An 18,004-nucleotide genomic window follows, 5' to 3' on the forward strand; every position below is an offset into this window, starting at 1 on the left:
AAATGTCAAACAAAGTCCTGTGGTCGGGGAGGTTCAGCGGAGCGCCGGACGAGGGGACGATGGCATTCACCTCTTCACTTTCCGTCGATTCTGTGCTCGCATGGTACGATGCCGTCGGATCGGTGGCTCACGCGAAGATGCTGGTCAGGCAGAAGATCATATCGGAGGCGGACGGCGAGAAGATAATCACGGGACTGAAGGACATCATCGGCCTGATCGAGGACGACACCTTCGATTTCAATGAGACGTTGGAGGACATCCACTCCAACATCGAGTTCAGCCTGACGGAACGTATCGGCGAGGCCGGAGGTCGCCTCCATACCGCCCGCAGCCGCAACGACCAGGTGGCAACGGACTTCCGAATGTTCATGCGGGACGTGGTCATGGATACAGCGGAATTGCTGCTGTTGCTCCAGGACGCGCTGATCGATAAAGCGAAACTGAACATGGACACCGTAATGCCCGGATTCACGCATGTCCAGCATGCCCAACCGGTGAGCTATGGCTTCCACCTGATGGCGCATGTTTTCAAGATCGAGCGTGACGTCGACCGCCTGCTGGACTCGTACAAGCGCCTCAACGTGTGTCCGCTCGGATCTGCCGCTTTGGCCGGGTCCACATATCCCATAGACAGACACATGACCGCAGAACTGCTGGGGTTCGACGGTCCGACCCACAACGCCATGGACACCGTAAGCGACCGGGACTTTGCCCTGGAATATTCATTCTGTGGGGCCTTGATAATGGACCATCTGTCATCTATGAGCGAGGAACTTGTCCTTTGGTCCAGCCAGGAGTTCGGGTTCATCGAGATCGACGACGCGTACTCGACCGGCAGCTCGATCATGCCCCAGAAGAAGAATCCGGACGTGGCTGAGCTCATCAGGGGACGGACCGCTTCCACCACAGGCAACCTGATGACGATGCTCACCCTGCTGAAGGGGCTGCCGCTCTCCTATAACCGCGACCTTCAGGAGGACAAAGGGTCCGTGATAGCCACCTATGAGACGGTCACTTCTTGCTTGGCCATGATGGCTCCGATGATGGCGACCCTAACGGTCAACAAGGAGAGGATGCTGGCGGCCACATCTCAGGGTTTCTTGAACGCCACCGACCTGGCTGACTATTTAGTAAGAAAGGGAGTGGCCTTCCGTCAGGCGCACGAGATCGTGGGCAAGGTCGTCCGCCATTGCATAGACCAGAACAAGAAGATAGACGATCTCAGCGTGACGGAACTGAAGAAGTTCTCGGCGAAGATCGGCAAGGACGTCAAGGAGTTCATCTCCGTGGAGAGCTGCATGAACCGGCGGACATCATACGGAGGAACAGCACCGACCAGCGTCGATGCCCAAATCGATGTGGCCGAGGAGATCGCCAACGGACAGGTTGAATTCTGCGAGGCGGAACGCACCCGCATGGTAAAGGTCTGGAACGAACTGCTCAGATCTTAAAACTAAAAACGCTTCATGAACTGGAGCCTTTTAAGGCTCAAGATCTATACTTTTACTCTTCTGCCGAGCTCAGAGCGTTCCATTGCATCTCGTGATGCACTCCTCCCTTGGTGAGGATCTTGCTGAGCTTTTCTGCCACTCTCACGACCTCACCGCTCTTGGACGAGCCGCGTATGTAGAACTCCTTACGGGTCATCGGGAAGACCAGCCTCATGCGGCCTTTCCGATTGTATCCTTCAGGCTTCTTGTTGTTCTCCAGTTCGGTCTGGTTGAGATAGATGAACATCTGCATGACATCCGGGTCCTCGGGGACCTGGTCGGTTTCTTGCAGGAATGTACTGAGCACCTCTGGGAAGACCTTCGCCACGTCTTTGTAGTCTGTGTCATCCTTTAGAACGAAATGCCCGCTTGACGCCTTCATCATCTCATTCGATGAATATCAGTCTATTTAACCTTTGTTCAGATATCGAACAATATGTCGTGTTCCTTACATCCATATTGTGGATGACCAGATGGTAGAAATTCGGGCATAATTTGGCCGCACCGGTAGAAATAAGTTGGTTATGATTGTCCTGATTGCTTTCTCATATTCCCCTCAACTTGAGTAAGCCCCCATTAAAATGTCAACTGTGTTCGGATCGTTTTTCATTTAATCCCTTATGGTTGGTGAAAGAAGAAATGGCAAAGAACGCCGCATCGGTACGATCGATTCATTATTAAACCAGCCTATCGCTGAAAGGGCAAGTTTGCATCGCGTCATCATGTCAATAGTCTTAAGACCCTCCCGAGCGCGTTCAGCCTGTGATCGAACATTCTCTTCCCGTCGTGCGACGTGAAACTTCTTCCCAAGTACTTCGATATCTCCCGGAATATCGGTTCGGTGTCCTTGAGGTCGCAGGACTGAGGCATAATTCCATGCTTAGATTGATGATAAGTTCATCTGGCATTACGAGCCTATTCTCGACCATCCTTTGATGGCACGTCATATTCCGCATTGGGGGTTCTCGTATGGTCTGAATGTACTTATCCCAGATGAGCTTCCCGCTGTATACTCCTTGCCGCGGATCATCGACCCATTGGTGTTGAGGAAGTCCTACATGTTCATGTCCTTCTCCAGCCCTCGATCAGTCACACCTGATCTGAGGAATACAGTTCCCGTGTCGCGCAGTCTATGCAGAAATCGGTTCACCCCCACCTGTGTGGGGAATACCCTTTTGTTCAGCTTTGCCTTTCCTAATATCTCGGTTCACCCCCACCTGTGTGGGGAATACGGTGCTCGATGCCCAGAAGGAGATCATGAGAGCGGTTCACCCCCACCTGTGTGGGGAATACGGCAGCGGCGTCACCTCCATCGGCGCGGACATCGGTTCACCCCCACCTGTGTGGGGAATACACCAGTTTATCTCCCTGACGGGTGATGACGTACGGTTCACCCCCACCTGTGTGGGGAATACTCTGGTACGGCGATGTTGTGCATGTCGCCGACCGGTTCACCCCCACCTGTGTGGGGAATACTGGGTGGTCAGCCAGCAGTTGGATTATGGCCTCGGTTCACCCCCACCTGTGTGGGGAATACCCATCCTTCCGCCAGACCGAGCAAGCCCGAATCGGTTCACCCCCACCTGTGTGGGGAATACAGCGACAAGCTCACCGTGCTGAGGGGCGGGGGCGGTTCACCCCCACCTGTGTGGGGAATACAAATCGTCCATCGTGAAAATGCTCTTGTCTTCCGGTTCACCCCCACCTGTGTGGGGAATACCAGCCCTGTATCGGTCCGGTCATGTCGGAGACCGGTTCACCCCCACCTGTGTGGGGAATACATCGAGCCGATGCAGCACTACATGGGCTGGAACGGTTCACCCCCACCTGTGTGGGGAATACGCGGACGGCCACCTGCAAGACTTGGGGGCTTACGGTTCACCCCCACCTGTGTGGGGAATACGGCACTCATAGAAAAGGTCTATATAAAGTTACCGGTTCACCCCCACCTGTGTGGGGAATACGGCAGATTCCATCGCCTCACCCTGGCCGGGTTCGGTTCACCCCCACCTGTGTGGGGAATACTGCGGCGTCGTCACTCATGCCACCTGCCCTTCCGGTTCACCCCCACCTGTGTGGGGAATACGTGGTCACGTAGGCCACGACGATCGGGTCCCCCGGTTCACCCCCACCTGTGTGGGGAATACTTCGCATGCGATGGACCCGAAGCACACATACTCGGTTCACCCCCACCTGTGTGGGGAATACTGGAGATCGAACACGAACTCCTCATCCTCGATCGGTTCACCCCCACCTGTGTGGGGAATACTCCCATCTCCTTACTTCCCGGACGTGTCCTCTCGGTTCACCCCCACCTGTGTGGGGAATACGCTCTTTCCGGAGGCCTTCAGGATCTGGGCCACGGTTCACCCCCACCTGTGTGGGGAATACGATAAGGTCGAGTGCGGCATGTGCCGAGCGGTCGGTTCACCCCCACCTGTGTGGGGAATACCCCGCCGCGGGGTATTGGACCGTATCCAACAACGGTTCACCCCCACCTGTGTGGGGAATACGTCGTCGAGGATGGCGAGGATCGGATGCTTCCCGGTTCACCCCCACCTGTGTGGGGAATACTCGAAAGGTGAGTACGAAAACATATTCGACTACGGTTCACCCCCACCTGTGTGGGGAATACTTATTATGGTGGCAATCCCTGATACCCAGTAGCGGTTCACCCCCACCTGTGTGGGGAATACACCGCCTATGCCATTGAGGGCGTTCCAGGCGTCGGTTCACCCCCACCTGTGTGGGGAATACGCCTGGAGCATTTCCATTTTCGATTCTGTCTTCGGTTCACCCCCACCTGTGTGGGGAATACCCCCTTGCACCGGAGCGCCTCAGGGCCAGGGGCGGTTCACCCCCACCTGTGTGGGGAATACTCCTGGGCCAGCCCGGTTATCTCGGTGCCATCCGGTTCACCCCCACCTGTGTGGGGAATACTCTAGGCTTTTGGTCTCAGCAATAAGAACGGGCGGTTCACCCCCACCTGTGTGGGGAATACAGGTCCACGCCCCCGACAAAGATCATTGCCGCCGGTTCACCCCCACCTGTGTGGGGAATACCTCACATCTGTCTCCGGCGTTCTTCCTGGAAGCGGTTCACCCCCACCTGTGTGGGGAATACCCGGGAACGAGAAGTTCTCCAGGTCGCTCATGCGGTTCACCCCCACCTGTGTGGGGAATACTATCATGGCCTCGGCAGCGTTCATTGAGTCACCGGTTCACCCCCACCTGTGTGGGGAATACGGAACGGGCGTCACCAGCATCGGGGCATATGCCGGTTCACCCCCACCTGTGTGGGGAATACTCCTTGGCGAGCTTGAACGCACTGATGCCGATCGGTTCACCCCCACCTGTGTGGGGAATACTTCTCGAAGTCTTTCATGTCTGACTTGGCGTTCGGTTCACCCCCACCTGTGTGGGGAATACCCTCTATCCCAGTATCTGACCTTGGACGAGTCCGGTTCACCCCCACCTGTGTGGGGAATACGCCTGTAGGGTGATCGGAGAATCGGCCCCGTACGGTTCACCCCCACCTGTGTGGGGAATACTATGCTGACCCGCTCGAATGCATCACCTCCATCGGTTCACCCCCACCTGTGTGGGGAATACCATGCATACTTCTGTCATTTATATACCTGGTACGGTTCACCCCCACCTGTGTGGGGAATACCCCATCTCTATGACGGTGGTGCAGGGGCATTGCGGTTCACCCCCACCTGTGTGGGGAATACCCATGGTAGGTGTGACCGTGGAGATTCGCGCACGGTTCACCCCCACCTGTGTGGGGAATACGTTCCTCAGTTCGTTGCATGACGGGCATGGGTCGGTTCACCCCCACCTGTGTGGGGAATACTTGGACTAGTCGGTGTCGGGGCCGCCGCTCTCCGGTTCACCCCCACCTGTGTGGGGAATACTAGGGGAGGCACTCGAAAATGGACGACACAACCGGTTCACCCCCACCTGTGTGGGGAATACTCAGCAAGCGTATCCCATACGCCATCACCGGACGGTTCACCCCCACCTGTGTGGGGAATACCCTCCGCCGCGAACCGCGCCCTCCAGGGACAACGGTTCACCCCCACCTGTGTGGGGAATACACATTTAAATAAGGCTAAATCCCGAAAATTATTGACATATAATACCCAGCCTCATAATTTATATTCTCTAACTAATGTTAATCCGTCAAAATCCACAAGACACTTAGACGTGTCTCCATACGTTCGGATGGCAAACCCTTGTTCATTATTTGTACTCCAAGCTTGAATGATCCCACCCTCTTTGATCGAGGACATGCATTTCACCCATAAACGTTCCCTGACCTCTGCAGATACTTTACCGAGGAAGACTCCGACCTTCGGTTCGATCATCCATCTGGACAACTCTCCACGAAGCGAACTGGGCGTCTTTTCAAGAATCATGATCAGCATTTCCCATCCTCTCGGACAGTTCCTCTTCATCCTCATGCCATAAAGGAGCGGGTCTTGCAGCATCATCGCTGAAATTGTCGTTTTCCTTAGACACAGTTACTTCCCCCATAAGTTCGTTGATGTCATCGACGATCCTTGCTAGGATGCGATGCTCCTTGAATGAATTTCGCAATTCCAATCGTATCCTCCTCTCAAGATCTTCGCTGCCTACGGCCGTTGCCATGAACGCAACAGGAATTGTCGTTTCCGTTTTATAGAGATCGGCGATATCATAGACGAACGAAAGTTGCTTGCCGTTGTGGATGAAACCTAACGCAGGGGAATACCCAGCAGATACGATGGCCGCATGGCATATCCCATATAGGCAGGAATTGGCCGACGATAGGGCCCTGTTTATTGGATCAGTGGACCCCCACGCCTCTCTTTTATAACTTCTTCCAGCCCAAACAACTCCGTATTTCTTGCTGGCTTGAGCATATGCGGTCCGCACTCGGACCCCTTCCATTCCCCGGAGCTCTTCGAGACTGCGATCTTCAATCCCTTCGAGTCCCGGAAATCTCATCGTGTACATCTTCCTGACGACATTCAGACGTTGCACTGGATCCGAGACCAAAGCGGCCTGTCTGATCAATTTATAGGATGAGCGGGTCTCGCCCATCCCCTGAGCATAGAACCTTACTCCCTCTTCCCCTGTCCATATCAAAAGACACCCGTTCTGCGCGATGGTTTTGGTCGCCTCATGTGAAATAGCCGCCCCCGGACCGAGCATGATGACGGCAAGGGAGGCACAAGGAATTTTCGTTACGCCTTCCTTATCATAACTGGCTATTGACTTTTCGTCCTGTTCGACCCTGCATCTCTCCAGGTATAGATAGCTAAGGCCATCGCGGAATTTTGGGAGCTCATGGAGATCTTGAGACATGCTTACCTTCCCCTACCTTATCGGGGCAATGGATAGGAGGCCGAATCCGAATCCCTTTCCGCTGCCTATGCCCGATTCGAGCGTCGACTTGAAATTCAATGGTTCCTCAATTCGGAGAATCCCGTCAAACAGCGCTGCACCGATTGTAGTTTTGGCCTTCCCCTCACCCGGTGACATCGGTTCTAACTTAGACCGGATGCTGGTCAATTGGATGACGGAAAATCCTCCAGTCGTCGCCTTTCGGTCTAGCCAGTACACTTGATCTTCATAGTCAAAAAGAAATATCCTTTTCATTTCCCTCTTGACTGTCGGATTCGCCCTGAGCCTGAACCTTAGGACCTGCCCAGCCACGACCTCCGGATCAAAAGATTTCTGCAAGGGCGGCGAGGACAGGTAGCCTCCGGCCAGAGGAAGGCTGCCCCATTTCGCCTCAACGGTGGATTGGACGATGATGATCGGCCTCTCCAGTTCACCCTCCAACCGGAACAATACCCTTCCAGGACCTCCAGCCTCGGCCGATGGAAACGCCCTCATGATCGTTCGGTGCAGTTCGTATGGATCCGCCAGGTCTCTCCTTACTGACCGGTTCATTGGATTCACCTCAAGCTTTGACAGATACATGATCCTCACCACCTTTCGTCAACTGGTCTGCCCTCAGCCAGATCGTCTTGACGTAACGTACTGAGTAACGTCTCGGTGAGAAGCTAAGCGGCACGTCCATACGCTCCTCGCCTTCCTCCCTTCCGCATTCCACTACCGCCCTGAACTTATCCATTTTGTCGCGATCCCACCATCGTCCCATCCATGGAACGGCAGACAATCTGGACTCCAGCCCGTCCGGCGAGACCGAACGGTCCAGGAGCAGTGGCGAGGAAGGAGGGAATGACTTACGACCCAGGAACGGGAGCCAATGTGGATTGTTCAGCCCGTCCAAGACCTGTGCGAGGAGGCTCTCTTCACCTTCAAGAAATACGACGAAACAACCGTCTGCCAGGTATTGCCTGTTGGAGACGACCATCCCGCCAGTGGCCCCACTTGCCCTGGATGTCTCCATCACTGTGTGGAAATCATTCTGAAGTTTGCCCTCTCGATCGACCCGGACGGCCATCCTTAGCCCCGCCAAATCCGCGACATTGTCCTTTCTTCCCCGGCCTAGGCAGGTGCATAGCAATCCTACTACACCGCTCTTTGAAGGGTCCTGTCCGCTGTCTCTCTCGGTGAAACGGCTGGTCGTTCCCCAGGCTTGCATGGGTCCTTCAAGCCTTATTGCCAAGGAGCTCATCCGTTCTCCTCCCTATGGACCCAAGCAAATCTGCCACAGATTCGAAACGTTTCGCGCCGATGCTCTCCAGATCCGCCATTTGTGCCGAGCCGATGACGGCATACCCGATCATATCTATCCCGGAACCTCCGTACATTTGGAACATATCCTTAGTGTATCGTCCCAGGCGCAAGGTCGATGTCTCCACCAGGCCATGCCCGGTCTCGGTGACCGGTGTCGCGAAGGCGTTTGCAAGGCTCCACGGTTGACCCTTGGCCCTCACGGCGACGAGCAGCAAGCTCGGAAGGTTGTGAGCCGCCATGGAGTTCTGCTTCCCTGATGGGATCGCCTCAATCGACCCATGCAGGAAGCCGTCCAACGTTCTCAATGTGAGAGCTCGGTCGCCTCCGAGGTTCTTCATAAGTTCGTTCACATCCAAGGCACTGTATCGGTAGAAGCATGCGCTGTCGAACTCCACAGTGCCCATCATACCCGCTCCGGTCTCGTCCTTGGGCTGTAGGTCATCCACCGCAGTAAAGAAGTCCATGTCCATGTTCACTCTATGGGTCGAGATGGCGTGGGCCACTTGGCAGGCCGCTTCCACATTGAAAGCGTGTTTGTCTGCCACCATTCGTCCGAAAAGCGCGATGTCAGGCGAAATGGTACCAGGTTTGAATTCCTTGACTATTGTTTTGCATATCTCCTCAAGGGGAGAACTCTCGGACGCTTTCTTTCCCTTTTTCTTTGGCTCCGCTCCAGTTTTGTTATCAGAAGTTGGTGTGTTCTTCCCGGTCAGTGAATCCCAATTCTTATCGAGTATCTGTTCGATTCGAATTATCTCGTCCTTTCCCAAGAAGAGCAGAACCTTGGTCCGTTCATCCTCGTCAATCGCCCCGACCAGGCTAGGGATGAAAGCTCTCAGGATCGGGTTGATATCGGATTCGCCTTTGCCACCAGCCTTGAGATGATCGGCGAGCTCCTGATATAGCATCCTGGTTCTTACGCCCACTTCCACCTTGATGGATTCCTTGAACGTATCGCTCATCCGTATGGACCTCTTCAGGCACTGGCTTGAGATCCTCGCTCTTCTCACTCCTCCGAAATCGCAGTCTTTAGGGCTGTTCGTGTCGTCCCGGTTCAGGCAGGACGGCGCGAAATTTTGGATCATGTGTAGCTCGACAATCATTTTTGCTCCTCCTCAGTTCCGTTTTTATTCTCTTTCTCTTCTTCCGCGAGATCATTTCTCCAAAATGATGTCGCCCATTTCCTCTGGACCGACCGGTTGCTCGATTCCCAGTACCTCAGGTCGGAAAATAGCTGGTTCCAGTCGATGGGGACTCCCTTCGACTTGCACAGGCTTACCGAATGTCTAAGATGATCGGGGAGGTCCTCGGCACGGGTCCGAAGAAGGGCGACGAATCTCTTCTCGATGCTCTCAGAATTGCTGAGCTGTCTCACCTTGAACAGGGCCTCTCCCATGTTCCCAACCCCACCGACGTCCGGATGGAGGGCGAAAAGAGGGGCAATGATGTAGCATATCTTTTCCTCCCAGGGCGAAGCGGATTCACCTATCCACGGGACAACATAAGGATACATCTCGGCCGCTGTACCGGGGGGCTTACCTAGCCCCCTGCGCAAGGACGCCAGAGCACCTCTGTCTCCAGCGTCCCTCAACTCTTCCAATCGCCTTACTAGTTCAATGGACGACGTGCTTGTTCCTCCCAATTTTATTCCCCTCCATACTTGTCGCTTATTTCCTTGATCCCGTACAAAAAACGACCCTGGGCCTTGACTATGGCTTTCAACCCTGCTGGGTTCTCCGGCAGTTCACCATAGAGTCGGTTGAACTGTTTCCTCGCTTCTTTAGCCACAACATCCTGGGCCCAGCCTTTGAGGGCCAGGACGCGCCCCTCGTCCGTATCAATGCCGATGGTCGGGGAGACCAGATCGAAGATGAACCTCCTGAATGCCCCTTCGAGCGTTGCCCAATACTGGCGCGGAATACTGGACGCCCTAACCCGTTCCGCCAATTCATCCCTCTCCGGTTTTCCATCTGTTGGGTCAATCCACCATCTGAACGCCTCTCTTACTGAAACGTTCAGGATGATTCCTCCCTTCTCAGCAATATCAAGCGCCTGCCCTAAGGCATCCACAATCAATTCATCCTGCAAATATCGGGCGGGAATGGGTAGCACCTCGTGTCTCCAGAGATCCACTTTGGCCGGCTTATTCGAAACTAATCCGAAGGCTTCGATACTGAAGACCCTGGAACTGTCGACGATAGAATCGTTTACAAAGCCGGAGACCCATTTCATTGCATACGGGGGCACCGTGTCTCCATTGCTGCGAGGCAACCGGAGCAGTACCAAACTATTCCTCCAGAATGCCCTATCTGGGTCGAAGGAAATTGGAACGAAACCCCGATCATTTACCTTCCTGAAAGCCTTGGACGGGTCTATTATCGCGGCGTTCTTGGGGAACATACGACCGACGCCAAGCTTTACTCGGGAGACGTACCGGTTGCCCATCACCTCTTCTGGAACTAGACGAATAGCCCTACTCTGCCAGGTCAGGTAATCCAGGTAGCCATGTGGTTCTCTCCTGACCTCCAGGACAGCCTCATCTGAGGCCTCCCAAGATGGCTTATCATCTGTGCAAGGAAGTGGGGCGTTCTTTCCGTCGTATCGGATCAGATTGAGAGTGAGCGTCTCGAATACGGAGGCCCCTTTCAGGAAGATGGCCGCACCACTTACCAAAGGCGCATGTTCGAAATTTGTGTCTGAGCCGCTTAGGCCACTAAGTGAATAGGCCTGCGCGGCAATGAGATAGCGTGCAGCCTCGGCCGCTGGGACTATTGGAGGAGAGTCGTCCCACCGATGATCGAACCATGCCGGGTTATTGCCCGATGACATCTCGTGGACGATCTTGGCGATCGTGACCGGCAATTTTCCGTCCACCTCTTTGGTCTGGTAAAAGGGTCTGGCCTCGTCAAAGATGTCAAACGAACCATGCCATTTATCGATATAGGCATCTAAGCATCGTATGTCCCATTGACCATCCGTCCATATCTTGCCCCAATCAGACTCTTCCACTGGACCAAGGTTGCGATGAAGGATGGCAAGGAGCAGCCTATGGATGGCGCACCGGACCAGGGGGGATTCGTCAATGATCTCTACTATATCAGATGCTCCAACCACCAATTGCCGTATGCTCAACTCATCCATCTTGCCATCTTTCATCAGGCATGGAATCCATCTCTCATCCAACAGATTGAACTTCATTCTGTCCTCTCCTCGTTCGCAAGTACGATTCCCAGCTCCTTGGAAAGCCTGATAGGATGGCCTTCGATCTCGGATCTGAACACATTCCCGCCTTCAGATAGGGGAAAAGCAACTATCCTATGACCTCTCAAAGGTGTTCGGTCAAGGGCGATCTCAAGGTCGCTCTTCGGCCGCTTTCGGAAACCGAAAACAATACTCGGCTTGTCGATTCGAACGGTGCGGTTGAGCAGATTCCTCTGCATTTCCTGCGAGCCCAACTCCTTTTGTGTGATCGGCACGGTTCCCAGCTCATCGAGGTACGTTTGTGATCCTATTGCATACAGGCAGACCAGACTTACCCCAGGACGTATCAGCCTGGTCCTCGCCTGCAGAGACACATGCATTTCATCATCCTCTTCTTCCAAGTAACGAGGGATGTCTCTCCAGACCTTTCCCTCGCGAGGCGAAGGTATGACCGCTGAGCGGGCCATATATTCTTCGGAACTGAGCGCAGTTTCACGTTCTCTGTTCAACTCTTCCAACCTCTCCACCCAAGGCAGAGGTGAGCCGTTGGGCAGGGTAGGTGGATAGACCGCCTCGACAAGTTCTTCAATATCCGTGGGGGTGGTTATCTTGTCCCTCCCCAGAAGATGGGCATAGGTTGACAGGAGCGTCGATTCCCAGTAAACGAATGAAGAATCTCCAAACGTAGGATTGCCCTCCTTCAGCTGGGGTTCGACGATGTATAACCTAGGACAGGTTAACAAAAGAGGCCTACGATGACCTGGATGCCTGTGAAGTCTCCCAATTCTCTGCAGAAGGAGGTCCACAGGTGCGATGTCCGAGACTATTAGGTCGAAATCGAGGTCAAGGCTTTGTTCAATGACCTGTGTGGCAATAAGCAGGTGTTTTTTCGATGGGTCCCTTTCCTTTTTTCCAAACGAGGATATGCATGTGTTCTCTTTTGCAAGTCGATCCTCCAATGGAAAGCGGGCATGGAACAGGTCCACTTCTATCCCAGCTTTACGAAGCGGGCCTTCGATCGCTTGATACATGTCTTGTGCCCTGGAAATGGTACTGCAGATTAGTGCCGCATGCCCTCCATCCCTTAGTAGGTCCGTAAAGAGGGCGGTTAAGGCATCGTGGTTGTCCTCGATCCAATCAAGGAGAACTTCCACCTTTCTGCCTGTTGATTCAATGGTCTGTGACCCTACTCCACTCTTCGAGGCCCACGAGATTCTAGGATAGGCACCGACCGAGGGCAACGGCTCTCCACCTGAATAGGCATAAATTAGCTCGGCGCTTCTCTTTCTTGGAAGTGTAGCTGACAGCACGACGACTGAACACCCCAATGCAGATAACCATGACAATAGTATTTCTAAGAGCGTGGAGGTGTAAAGGTCATACGCATGGACCTCGTCGACCACCACGGTTTTCCCAGCGAGACCGAACAAACGAACGAAGAAGTGCTTTGAGGGAAGGACAGCCATCAGAGCCTGATCCACGGTGCCTACACCATAGGACGATAGTATGGCCCTTTTCTTTTGAGAAGAAAACCATTGTACCGCAACCACGGTTTGTGAATCATCGGAAACGCTATTCTGTGTTCTTAACTGGGCATACTCGGGAGATAGGGCGGCGTACCCGTGGAGGAGATGCAGGTTGACATAACCATCGAACGAAGCATGTTCAAGGTACAATCTGATCCGATGGAACATCTGATTAGCTGTTGCTTGGGTAGGCAGAGCGACGTAGGCGCCCCGATTATCGAGGGTTCGCCTCCAATAGTTCTCCAGGAACATGGCCGCTTCTGTCTTACCTTGACCCATTGGCCCCTCGATCAACACCAGAGAGGGGCCTTCTAACTTGGTCACCATGTTCACTGTACTGCTTTGCAGTGGAAATAAATCCTGGAAACCAAAAACCTCACCGAAGGTCTCTGGTTGGCCGGTCTGGTCACCGATACCCCACATAAGCTTCCGGACGGCGCCCTCAGCTTTGCTAGAGGTCGCGCACTAATATTCTCTAAATGAAGAGGCCACACGTTCATATGGGAAATTCTCGATGTCGGAACCTATCCAATCAGAAACTGAGATTAGACCTGCTATAAACACAAAAAACGAATTTGCATTGTTGACAGATAGTCTGGGCCAGATGGATATATCTAATCCAATAGTCTCAATTACACATTTTATCATCTCCTTTCTGAGCGCAGCCCACTCTACCCCACCTAGGACTGATGGACTTACGCTCATGACATCAATTGATGAAGGAATTGTACCATGATGAGACCCGGCGGCAAAAGAGATCAATTGAAGAAATCCAGGGTCGACCTTGCCTTCATTGAGAACCGTCTTTAGCTCATTGAGCATTATTTTGGATGTAACTGTCCCATGTGGGACCTTTTCATGCCCAAGAGACAGCTGACTGAAATGAATACCCTGTTTTGCTATTGAAATCTTCAGATCGGGCACCATTGCCTGGAATTGAGGATGCGCTTTTCCAATGTCATGGCATGCAGCGATGAAAGTTATCCATTTCTCACAGTCCAAAATGGATATTGACATCGATTCTGCTAGCCACTTCTTCGTCCTGTTACTGAGCACAGTACGGAACAACTCTTGCGCTACAGAACCGACATCAAGCATGTGATAGGTCAACGGATGGTAACTGGTCGGAGGTCCAACCGTAGCCTTGGCCCAAAGAGCCAACTGCCTTTGATCACTTATCCCCACTGGATTGACATCCTCACGTGAGGGTATAAAACCTTTCTAAGACCAATCAATAGGGCTTCGGGTTCTATTCATATCTGAGCTATTCATATCTATGCATATAATTATAACCGTTTAAGATGTCTATGGAATCGCTTTATTACAACGTTACCGCCTTGGGGCTCGTCAGCATCATAAGAAGTCCTGCGACCTGTTCATAGACCTTACCCATTAGCGCATATCCAGTCGCCGAGGCCGTCGCATCTGTTTAAATCGGAGAAAAAGATACCTAAGCATGCCCACGGTCCTAACCATCGCAGGTACTGATTCCATCGGAGGTGCTGGCGTTGCCGCCGACCTTAAGGCGTTCGCTTCGATGGACCTGCATGGATGTTGTGTCATAACCGCGGTCACCTCTCAGAACACCCAAGGCGTTTCTAATATCTTGCCCGTTCCGGTAAAGGATGTGGCATCCCAGCTCAATGCCGTCTTTGACGATTTGAAGATAGATGCGGTCAAGACCGGAATGATCTATTCCTCAGAGATTGCGGAGGTCGTGAGACGGAAACTTCGCAAGGAAGGCGTTCCCCTGGTTGTTGATCCGGTCCTTTGCGCCGGTGTTGGATCCCCGCTCTTCCGGGAAGACCTGAAGGGGGCCTTGCTCGGGAAGCTGTTCCCGCTAGCCACGCTGGTGACCCCAAACCGTCCTGAGGCTGAAGAACTCACATCGAGCAAAATAACCGAACAGTCAGGGGCAGAAGACGCCTGTCGGACGATCATCTCCTGCGGTGCAAGCTCCGTCCTCCTGAAGGGAGGTCATTTCGAAGGTCCCATGGCATCCGACCTTCTGCTCCACGAAGACCAGTTCACGGAGTTCACGTCCCCCCGGCTCCCGATCAAGGTGCATGGGTCTGGGTGCACGCTCTCATCATATATTGCCGGACATCTCGCAATGGGGTGCGATGTCAGAAGAGCGGTTGCAGGTTCGAAAAGACGCGTTCAGGATGCCATAGCCATGTCATCCAGCCTCGGCAAGGGAATGGCCATCATCAATCCTATGGCGACAAAGCAGAAGGAGGCGATGCGCTATCCTCGGATGGAAACGTTGCGCAATGCGATGATGCGTCTTGAGCAACACCTGCCGCCTTCATTCATCCCGGAGAACGGGATCGATTTCGTATACTCACTTCCAAACCCGCAGGATTTCCATGAGATATGCGGTTTTGAAGGACGCGAACAGTGCAGTAATGTCGTCTTCGGATCGAGCGGATGGATATCACGCATGATCATGTCTGTCAATATCGAACACCCGGAATTGCTTTCCGGGATAGAGATCCGGCATTCGAAGTGGAACGAACAATTCCTCCTCGACCGGAGGATCGTAAAAACGATCGCATGTTTCGAGGACTCAGGGGACGTTCTGCTGACAGTTATGGAGGGAACGGAGCACCCATCCAAACAATTAGGTTTATCATCGGGTTCATTATTTAAGTCGGATGGAATGGGAAGAGAGCCGAGGATCGGCTTGTTGGGCAAGGACCCCGACGAGATAATCAAAATGATCGGCCCTTGCTTGGATGGGTGAAGAGATGAGAATCGCCATGTTCACGGACAGTTACCTCCCCTCACGGGACGGAGTGGTAACTTCAATATTGCTGTCCAGGAAGAGCCTGGAGGCCCTTGGACACGAGGTTATCATCTTCGCCCCGGAACCGAAGGACCCGAAACAGAGGGAGGATGGGGTCTACTATTTCCGATCCAAGAGCTTCAACTCCTACCAAGGGTACTCCATACCCATGTTCCCCACCGAAAAGTGCCATATATTGAAGAAGCTGGATGTGGACGTTATCCATGCACAAGGCCTGCTTTTCATGGGCCTCCGAAGCATGCTCGCTGGAAGGACATTGAAACTGCCAGTGGTCGTTTCGTTCCACACCATGATAACTGATGCTGCCAAGTTCTACAACTTTACTCCGCTGCCAGATTGGGTCGTTACCCGGCTCATGTGGACCTATTTGAAAAGCCTGCTGAAGAGGGCCGACTCGGTGATCGTTCCAACAAAGGCCATAAGGATCGAGCTCGAGGAATCGGTCAGGCATATGAGGCATATCGAGGTCATCCCGACCGGAGTGGACACTGAAATGTTCAATCCCCGGAACGACGGTTCCGTCATGCGGGAAAAGTATGGACTGGATGGAGGCAAGGTCATTCTGACCGTGGGGAGGATCGCCTGGGAAAAGAACCTAGACCTGATCCTAGAGGGATTCAAGATCCTCCACGACCAAGACCCAGATACCAAATTGATCGTGGCCGGCGAGGGGCCGGCGAAGGGCCATGCCAAGCAAAAGGCGATCGACCTGGGGATCCAGAACAGCACCTTCTTTCCCGGATTCGTTCCGGACCAAGACCTTCCGGGATTGTATGCGGCCTGTGATGCCTTCACCATCGCATCGAAGTTCGAGACCCAGGGACTGGTCGTCCTGGAGGCCATGGCCACTGGAAAACCATGTAGCGGGATCAACTATCGGGCGATAGCGGAGATCATCAAGAACAACGTGAATGGCTTCACCTTCTCAGAGAGCCCGGAAAGCTGGGCGATCGCCACCCAAATGGCGCTGCGATCGAATAGTAGTGTATCGGCGCAGGCGAGGGCGCGGGCCGAAGAGTACTCCTTGATGGAGAGCGCAAAGAAGATGGTCGACCTTTACGAGTATGCCATCGAAGCCAAGAAGAAGAGACTGGCCAAATAGATCATAGCAGATGCTTGTAGGACCGGTCCCATTCCTTGGTGATGACATCCCAATCAAAACGTTCTACGGCCCGCTCCCTTGAAGCCCTCCCCATCAGCATGCGCTTGGTAGGGTCCGCAAGCAGCCCGGAGATGCTCCGGACCAATGCCTTTGTGTCTCTGGACGGGACTGTCTCGCCGCACTCCTTGGAGACTATCTCCTGGTTCCCGCCGACGGACGTGGCCACGATCGGTTTTCCGCTGGAAAGGGCTTCGTAAAGGACGACCGCGCTGGGTTCGTACAGGGAAGGCAATACGAAGAGGTCGGCCATGCTGTAATAAAGAGGCAATTTCGGCTCTGGGATGCCGGTAACGAACCTGACCGAGCCCTGCACGCCCCGCTCGGACGCCTGTAGGATCAGTTCTTCCTTCAGTGGGCCCTTCCCGATGATCACCAGCTCTGCGTCCTTGATCTCCTTCCGGACGATGGCGAAGGCGTCGATCAGGTACTTGAAGCCCTTTTGCTCGATCAGCCTGCCATTCGACAGGATGACCGATCCTTCACCCAGGCCAAGCTCCTCCTTTAGGCCCGAATGATCAAGACCGGGCTTGAACTTCGATGTGTCAACACCATTGTAGACCACAGAGCATCGGTCGCGTATCGGCTCCGGAATGGTGTCCATCATCGTTGCATTGCTGACACAATTTATCCGATCGCAGATGGAGAAGATACGGTTCCCCATTGTGTCATCGTACATTCCTCCCCAGAAATCCACGCTTTCCGAGATCCCTCGAGGCCTGGCATTGTGGATGGTCACCATGAGCTTCTTTCCGATCCCGTGCTTCACTTTATGATATGTTAAGGGAGAATACCAGAACCGGTTGTGCACATGGAAGATATCGTTATTCCCGCACTCCCTCGCAAGGTCCCGGTTGATGGATGGCGCCAGAGTGAATGGGGGAGGCAGAAAGAAGGGCATCCTATCAAAGAAGATTGAGGGCGAGCGGATGACATTTATCCCTCTGATCTCCTCCCGCTGAATCCCATTGGCCTGGGGGATCATGGAGGTAAGAACATCCACCTGATAGCCGTGGTCCTTGACCAGACGGCTCCCCACCTCTAGGACGACCTTCTCGGTCCCCCCATAATACGGGAAGAACAAAGGATCCAACATACAGACTCTGAGACCGCTCACGGCATCC

15 protein-coding genes and 1 CRISPR repeat array are annotated in these 18,004 nt (G+C 53.6%); of the genes, 3 read left to right on the top strand and 12 right to left on the bottom strand.

Annotated features, from left to right (window positions below; all coding sequences use genetic code 11):
* Nucleotides 1-2 precede the first annotated feature (2 nt).
* Nucleotides 3-1,451, top strand: coding sequence for an argininosuccinate lyase (gene argH, locus VGK23_07140; protein HEY3420309.1), 1,449 nt, complete (start codon nt 3-5; stop codon nt 1,449-1,451).
* A 52-nt stretch (nt 1,452-1,503) separates the two neighbouring features.
* On the opposite strand, the gene VGK23_07145 is transcribed toward argH, so the two are convergent.
* From VGK23_07145 to VGK23_07195, 11 genes are all read right to left on the bottom strand, one after another.
* Nucleotides 1,504-1,872, bottom strand: a complete 369-nt coding sequence (locus VGK23_07145) for a hypothetical protein (GenBank protein HEY3420310.1) — start codon at nt 1,870-1,872, stop codon at nt 1,504-1,506.
* Between the two features lie 338 nt (nt 1,873-2,210).
* Nucleotides 2,211-2,360 carry a hypothetical protein gene (locus tag VGK23_07150; protein ID HEY3420311.1) on the bottom strand — a complete coding sequence of 50 codons (150 nt, stop codon included), beginning with the start codon at nt 2,358-2,360 and terminating at the stop codon, nt 2,211-2,213.
* Nucleotides 2,361-2,572: 212 nt separating this feature from the next.
* Nucleotides 2,573-5,589: a CRISPR direct-repeat array (repeat unit 29 nt; unit sequence CGGTTCACCCCCACCTGTGTGGGGAATAC).
* A gap of 51 nt (nt 5,590-5,640) precedes the next feature.
* Nucleotides 5,641-5,919: a type I-E CRISPR-associated endoribonuclease Cas2e gene (gene cas2e, locus VGK23_07155; protein ID HEY3420312.1), complete on the bottom strand. Its 279-nt coding sequence runs from the start codon at nt 5,917-5,919 to the stop codon at nt 5,641-5,643.
* Nucleotides 5,900-6,841 carry a type I-E CRISPR-associated endonuclease Cas1e gene (cas1e, locus tag VGK23_07160; protein HEY3420313.1) on the bottom strand — a complete coding sequence of 314 codons (942 nt, stop codon included), beginning with the start codon at nt 6,839-6,841 and terminating at the stop codon, nt 5,900-5,902. The genes cas2e and cas1e overlap by 20 nt, the downstream gene beginning before the upstream one ends.
* Nucleotides 6,842-6,853: 12 nt before the next feature.
* On the bottom strand, nt 6,854-7,432 hold the full coding sequence (gene cas6e / locus VGK23_07165; protein HEY3420314.1) for a type I-E CRISPR-associated protein Cas6/Cse3/CasE: 579 nt from the start codon (nt 7,430-7,432) through the stop codon (nt 6,854-6,856).
* Between the two features lie 10 nt (nt 7,433-7,442).
* The gene (cas5e, locus tag VGK23_07170) at nt 7,443-8,123 is read right to left on the bottom strand and encodes a type I-E CRISPR-associated protein Cas5/CasD (GenBank protein ID HEY3420315.1); all 681 of its coding nucleotides are present in this window, start codon (nt 8,121-8,123) and stop codon (nt 7,443-7,445) included.
* Nucleotides 8,098-9,288 (bottom strand): type I-E CRISPR-associated protein Cas7/Cse4/CasC, encoded by a 1,191-nt coding sequence (cas7e, locus tag VGK23_07175; GenBank protein ID HEY3420316.1) that lies wholly within the window; start codon nt 9,286-9,288, stop codon nt 8,098-8,100. The genes cas5e and cas7e overlap by 26 nt, the downstream gene beginning before the upstream one ends.
* Nucleotides 9,285-9,785 (bottom strand): type I-E CRISPR-associated protein Cse2/CasB, encoded by a 501-nt coding sequence (gene casB / locus VGK23_07180; protein HEY3420317.1) that lies wholly within the window; start codon nt 9,783-9,785, stop codon nt 9,285-9,287. The genes cas7e and casB overlap by 4 nt, the downstream gene beginning before the upstream one ends.
* Before the next feature lie 44 nt (nt 9,786-9,829).
* On the bottom strand, nt 9,830-11,383 hold the full coding sequence (gene casA, locus VGK23_07185) for a type I-E CRISPR-associated protein Cse1/CasA (protein HEY3420318.1): 1,554 nt from the start codon (nt 11,381-11,383) through the stop codon (nt 9,830-9,832).
* Nucleotides 11,380-13,335 (bottom strand): CRISPR-associated helicase Cas3', encoded by a 1,956-nt coding sequence (gene cas3 / locus VGK23_07190; protein ID HEY3420319.1) that lies wholly within the window; start codon nt 13,333-13,335, stop codon nt 11,380-11,382. Before cas3 ends, casA begins: the two co-directional genes overlap by 4 nt.
* 42 nt (nt 13,336-13,377) lie before the next feature.
* A complete protein-coding gene (locus tag VGK23_07195) occupies nt 13,378-14,097 on the bottom strand; it encodes a CRISPR-associated endonuclease Cas3'' (protein ID HEY3420320.1) in 720 nt (239 codons plus the stop codon).
* A gap of 271 nt (nt 14,098-14,368) precedes the next feature.
* On the opposite strand from VGK23_07195, the gene thiD reads away from it, so the two are divergent.
* Both thiD and VGK23_07205 read left to right on the top strand, forming a co-directional pair.
* Nucleotides 14,369-15,658, top strand: a complete 1,290-nt coding sequence (gene thiD / locus VGK23_07200; protein ID HEY3420321.1) for a bifunctional hydroxymethylpyrimidine kinase/phosphomethylpyrimidine kinase — start codon at nt 14,369-14,371, stop codon at nt 15,656-15,658.
* A 4-nt stretch (nt 15,659-15,662) separates the two neighbouring features.
* Nucleotides 15,663-16,823 carry a glycosyltransferase gene (locus tag VGK23_07205; protein HEY3420322.1) on the top strand — a complete coding sequence of 387 codons (1,161 nt, stop codon included), beginning with the start codon at nt 15,663-15,665 and terminating at the stop codon, nt 16,821-16,823.
* A 1-nt stretch (nt 16,824) separates the two neighbouring features.
* Here VGK23_07205 and VGK23_07210 read toward each other — a convergent pair whose 3' ends face one another.
* Nucleotides 16,825-17,997, bottom strand: a complete 1,173-nt coding sequence (locus VGK23_07210; protein HEY3420323.1) for a glycosyltransferase family 4 protein — start codon at nt 17,995-17,997, stop codon at nt 16,825-16,827.
* Between the last annotated feature and the right edge of the window lie 7 nt (nt 17,998-18,004).

The organism is Methanomassiliicoccales archaeon, from assembly GCA_036504055.1.
Classification (GTDB): domain Archaea; phylum Thermoplasmatota; class Thermoplasmata; order Methanomassiliicoccales; family UBA472; genus DASXVU01.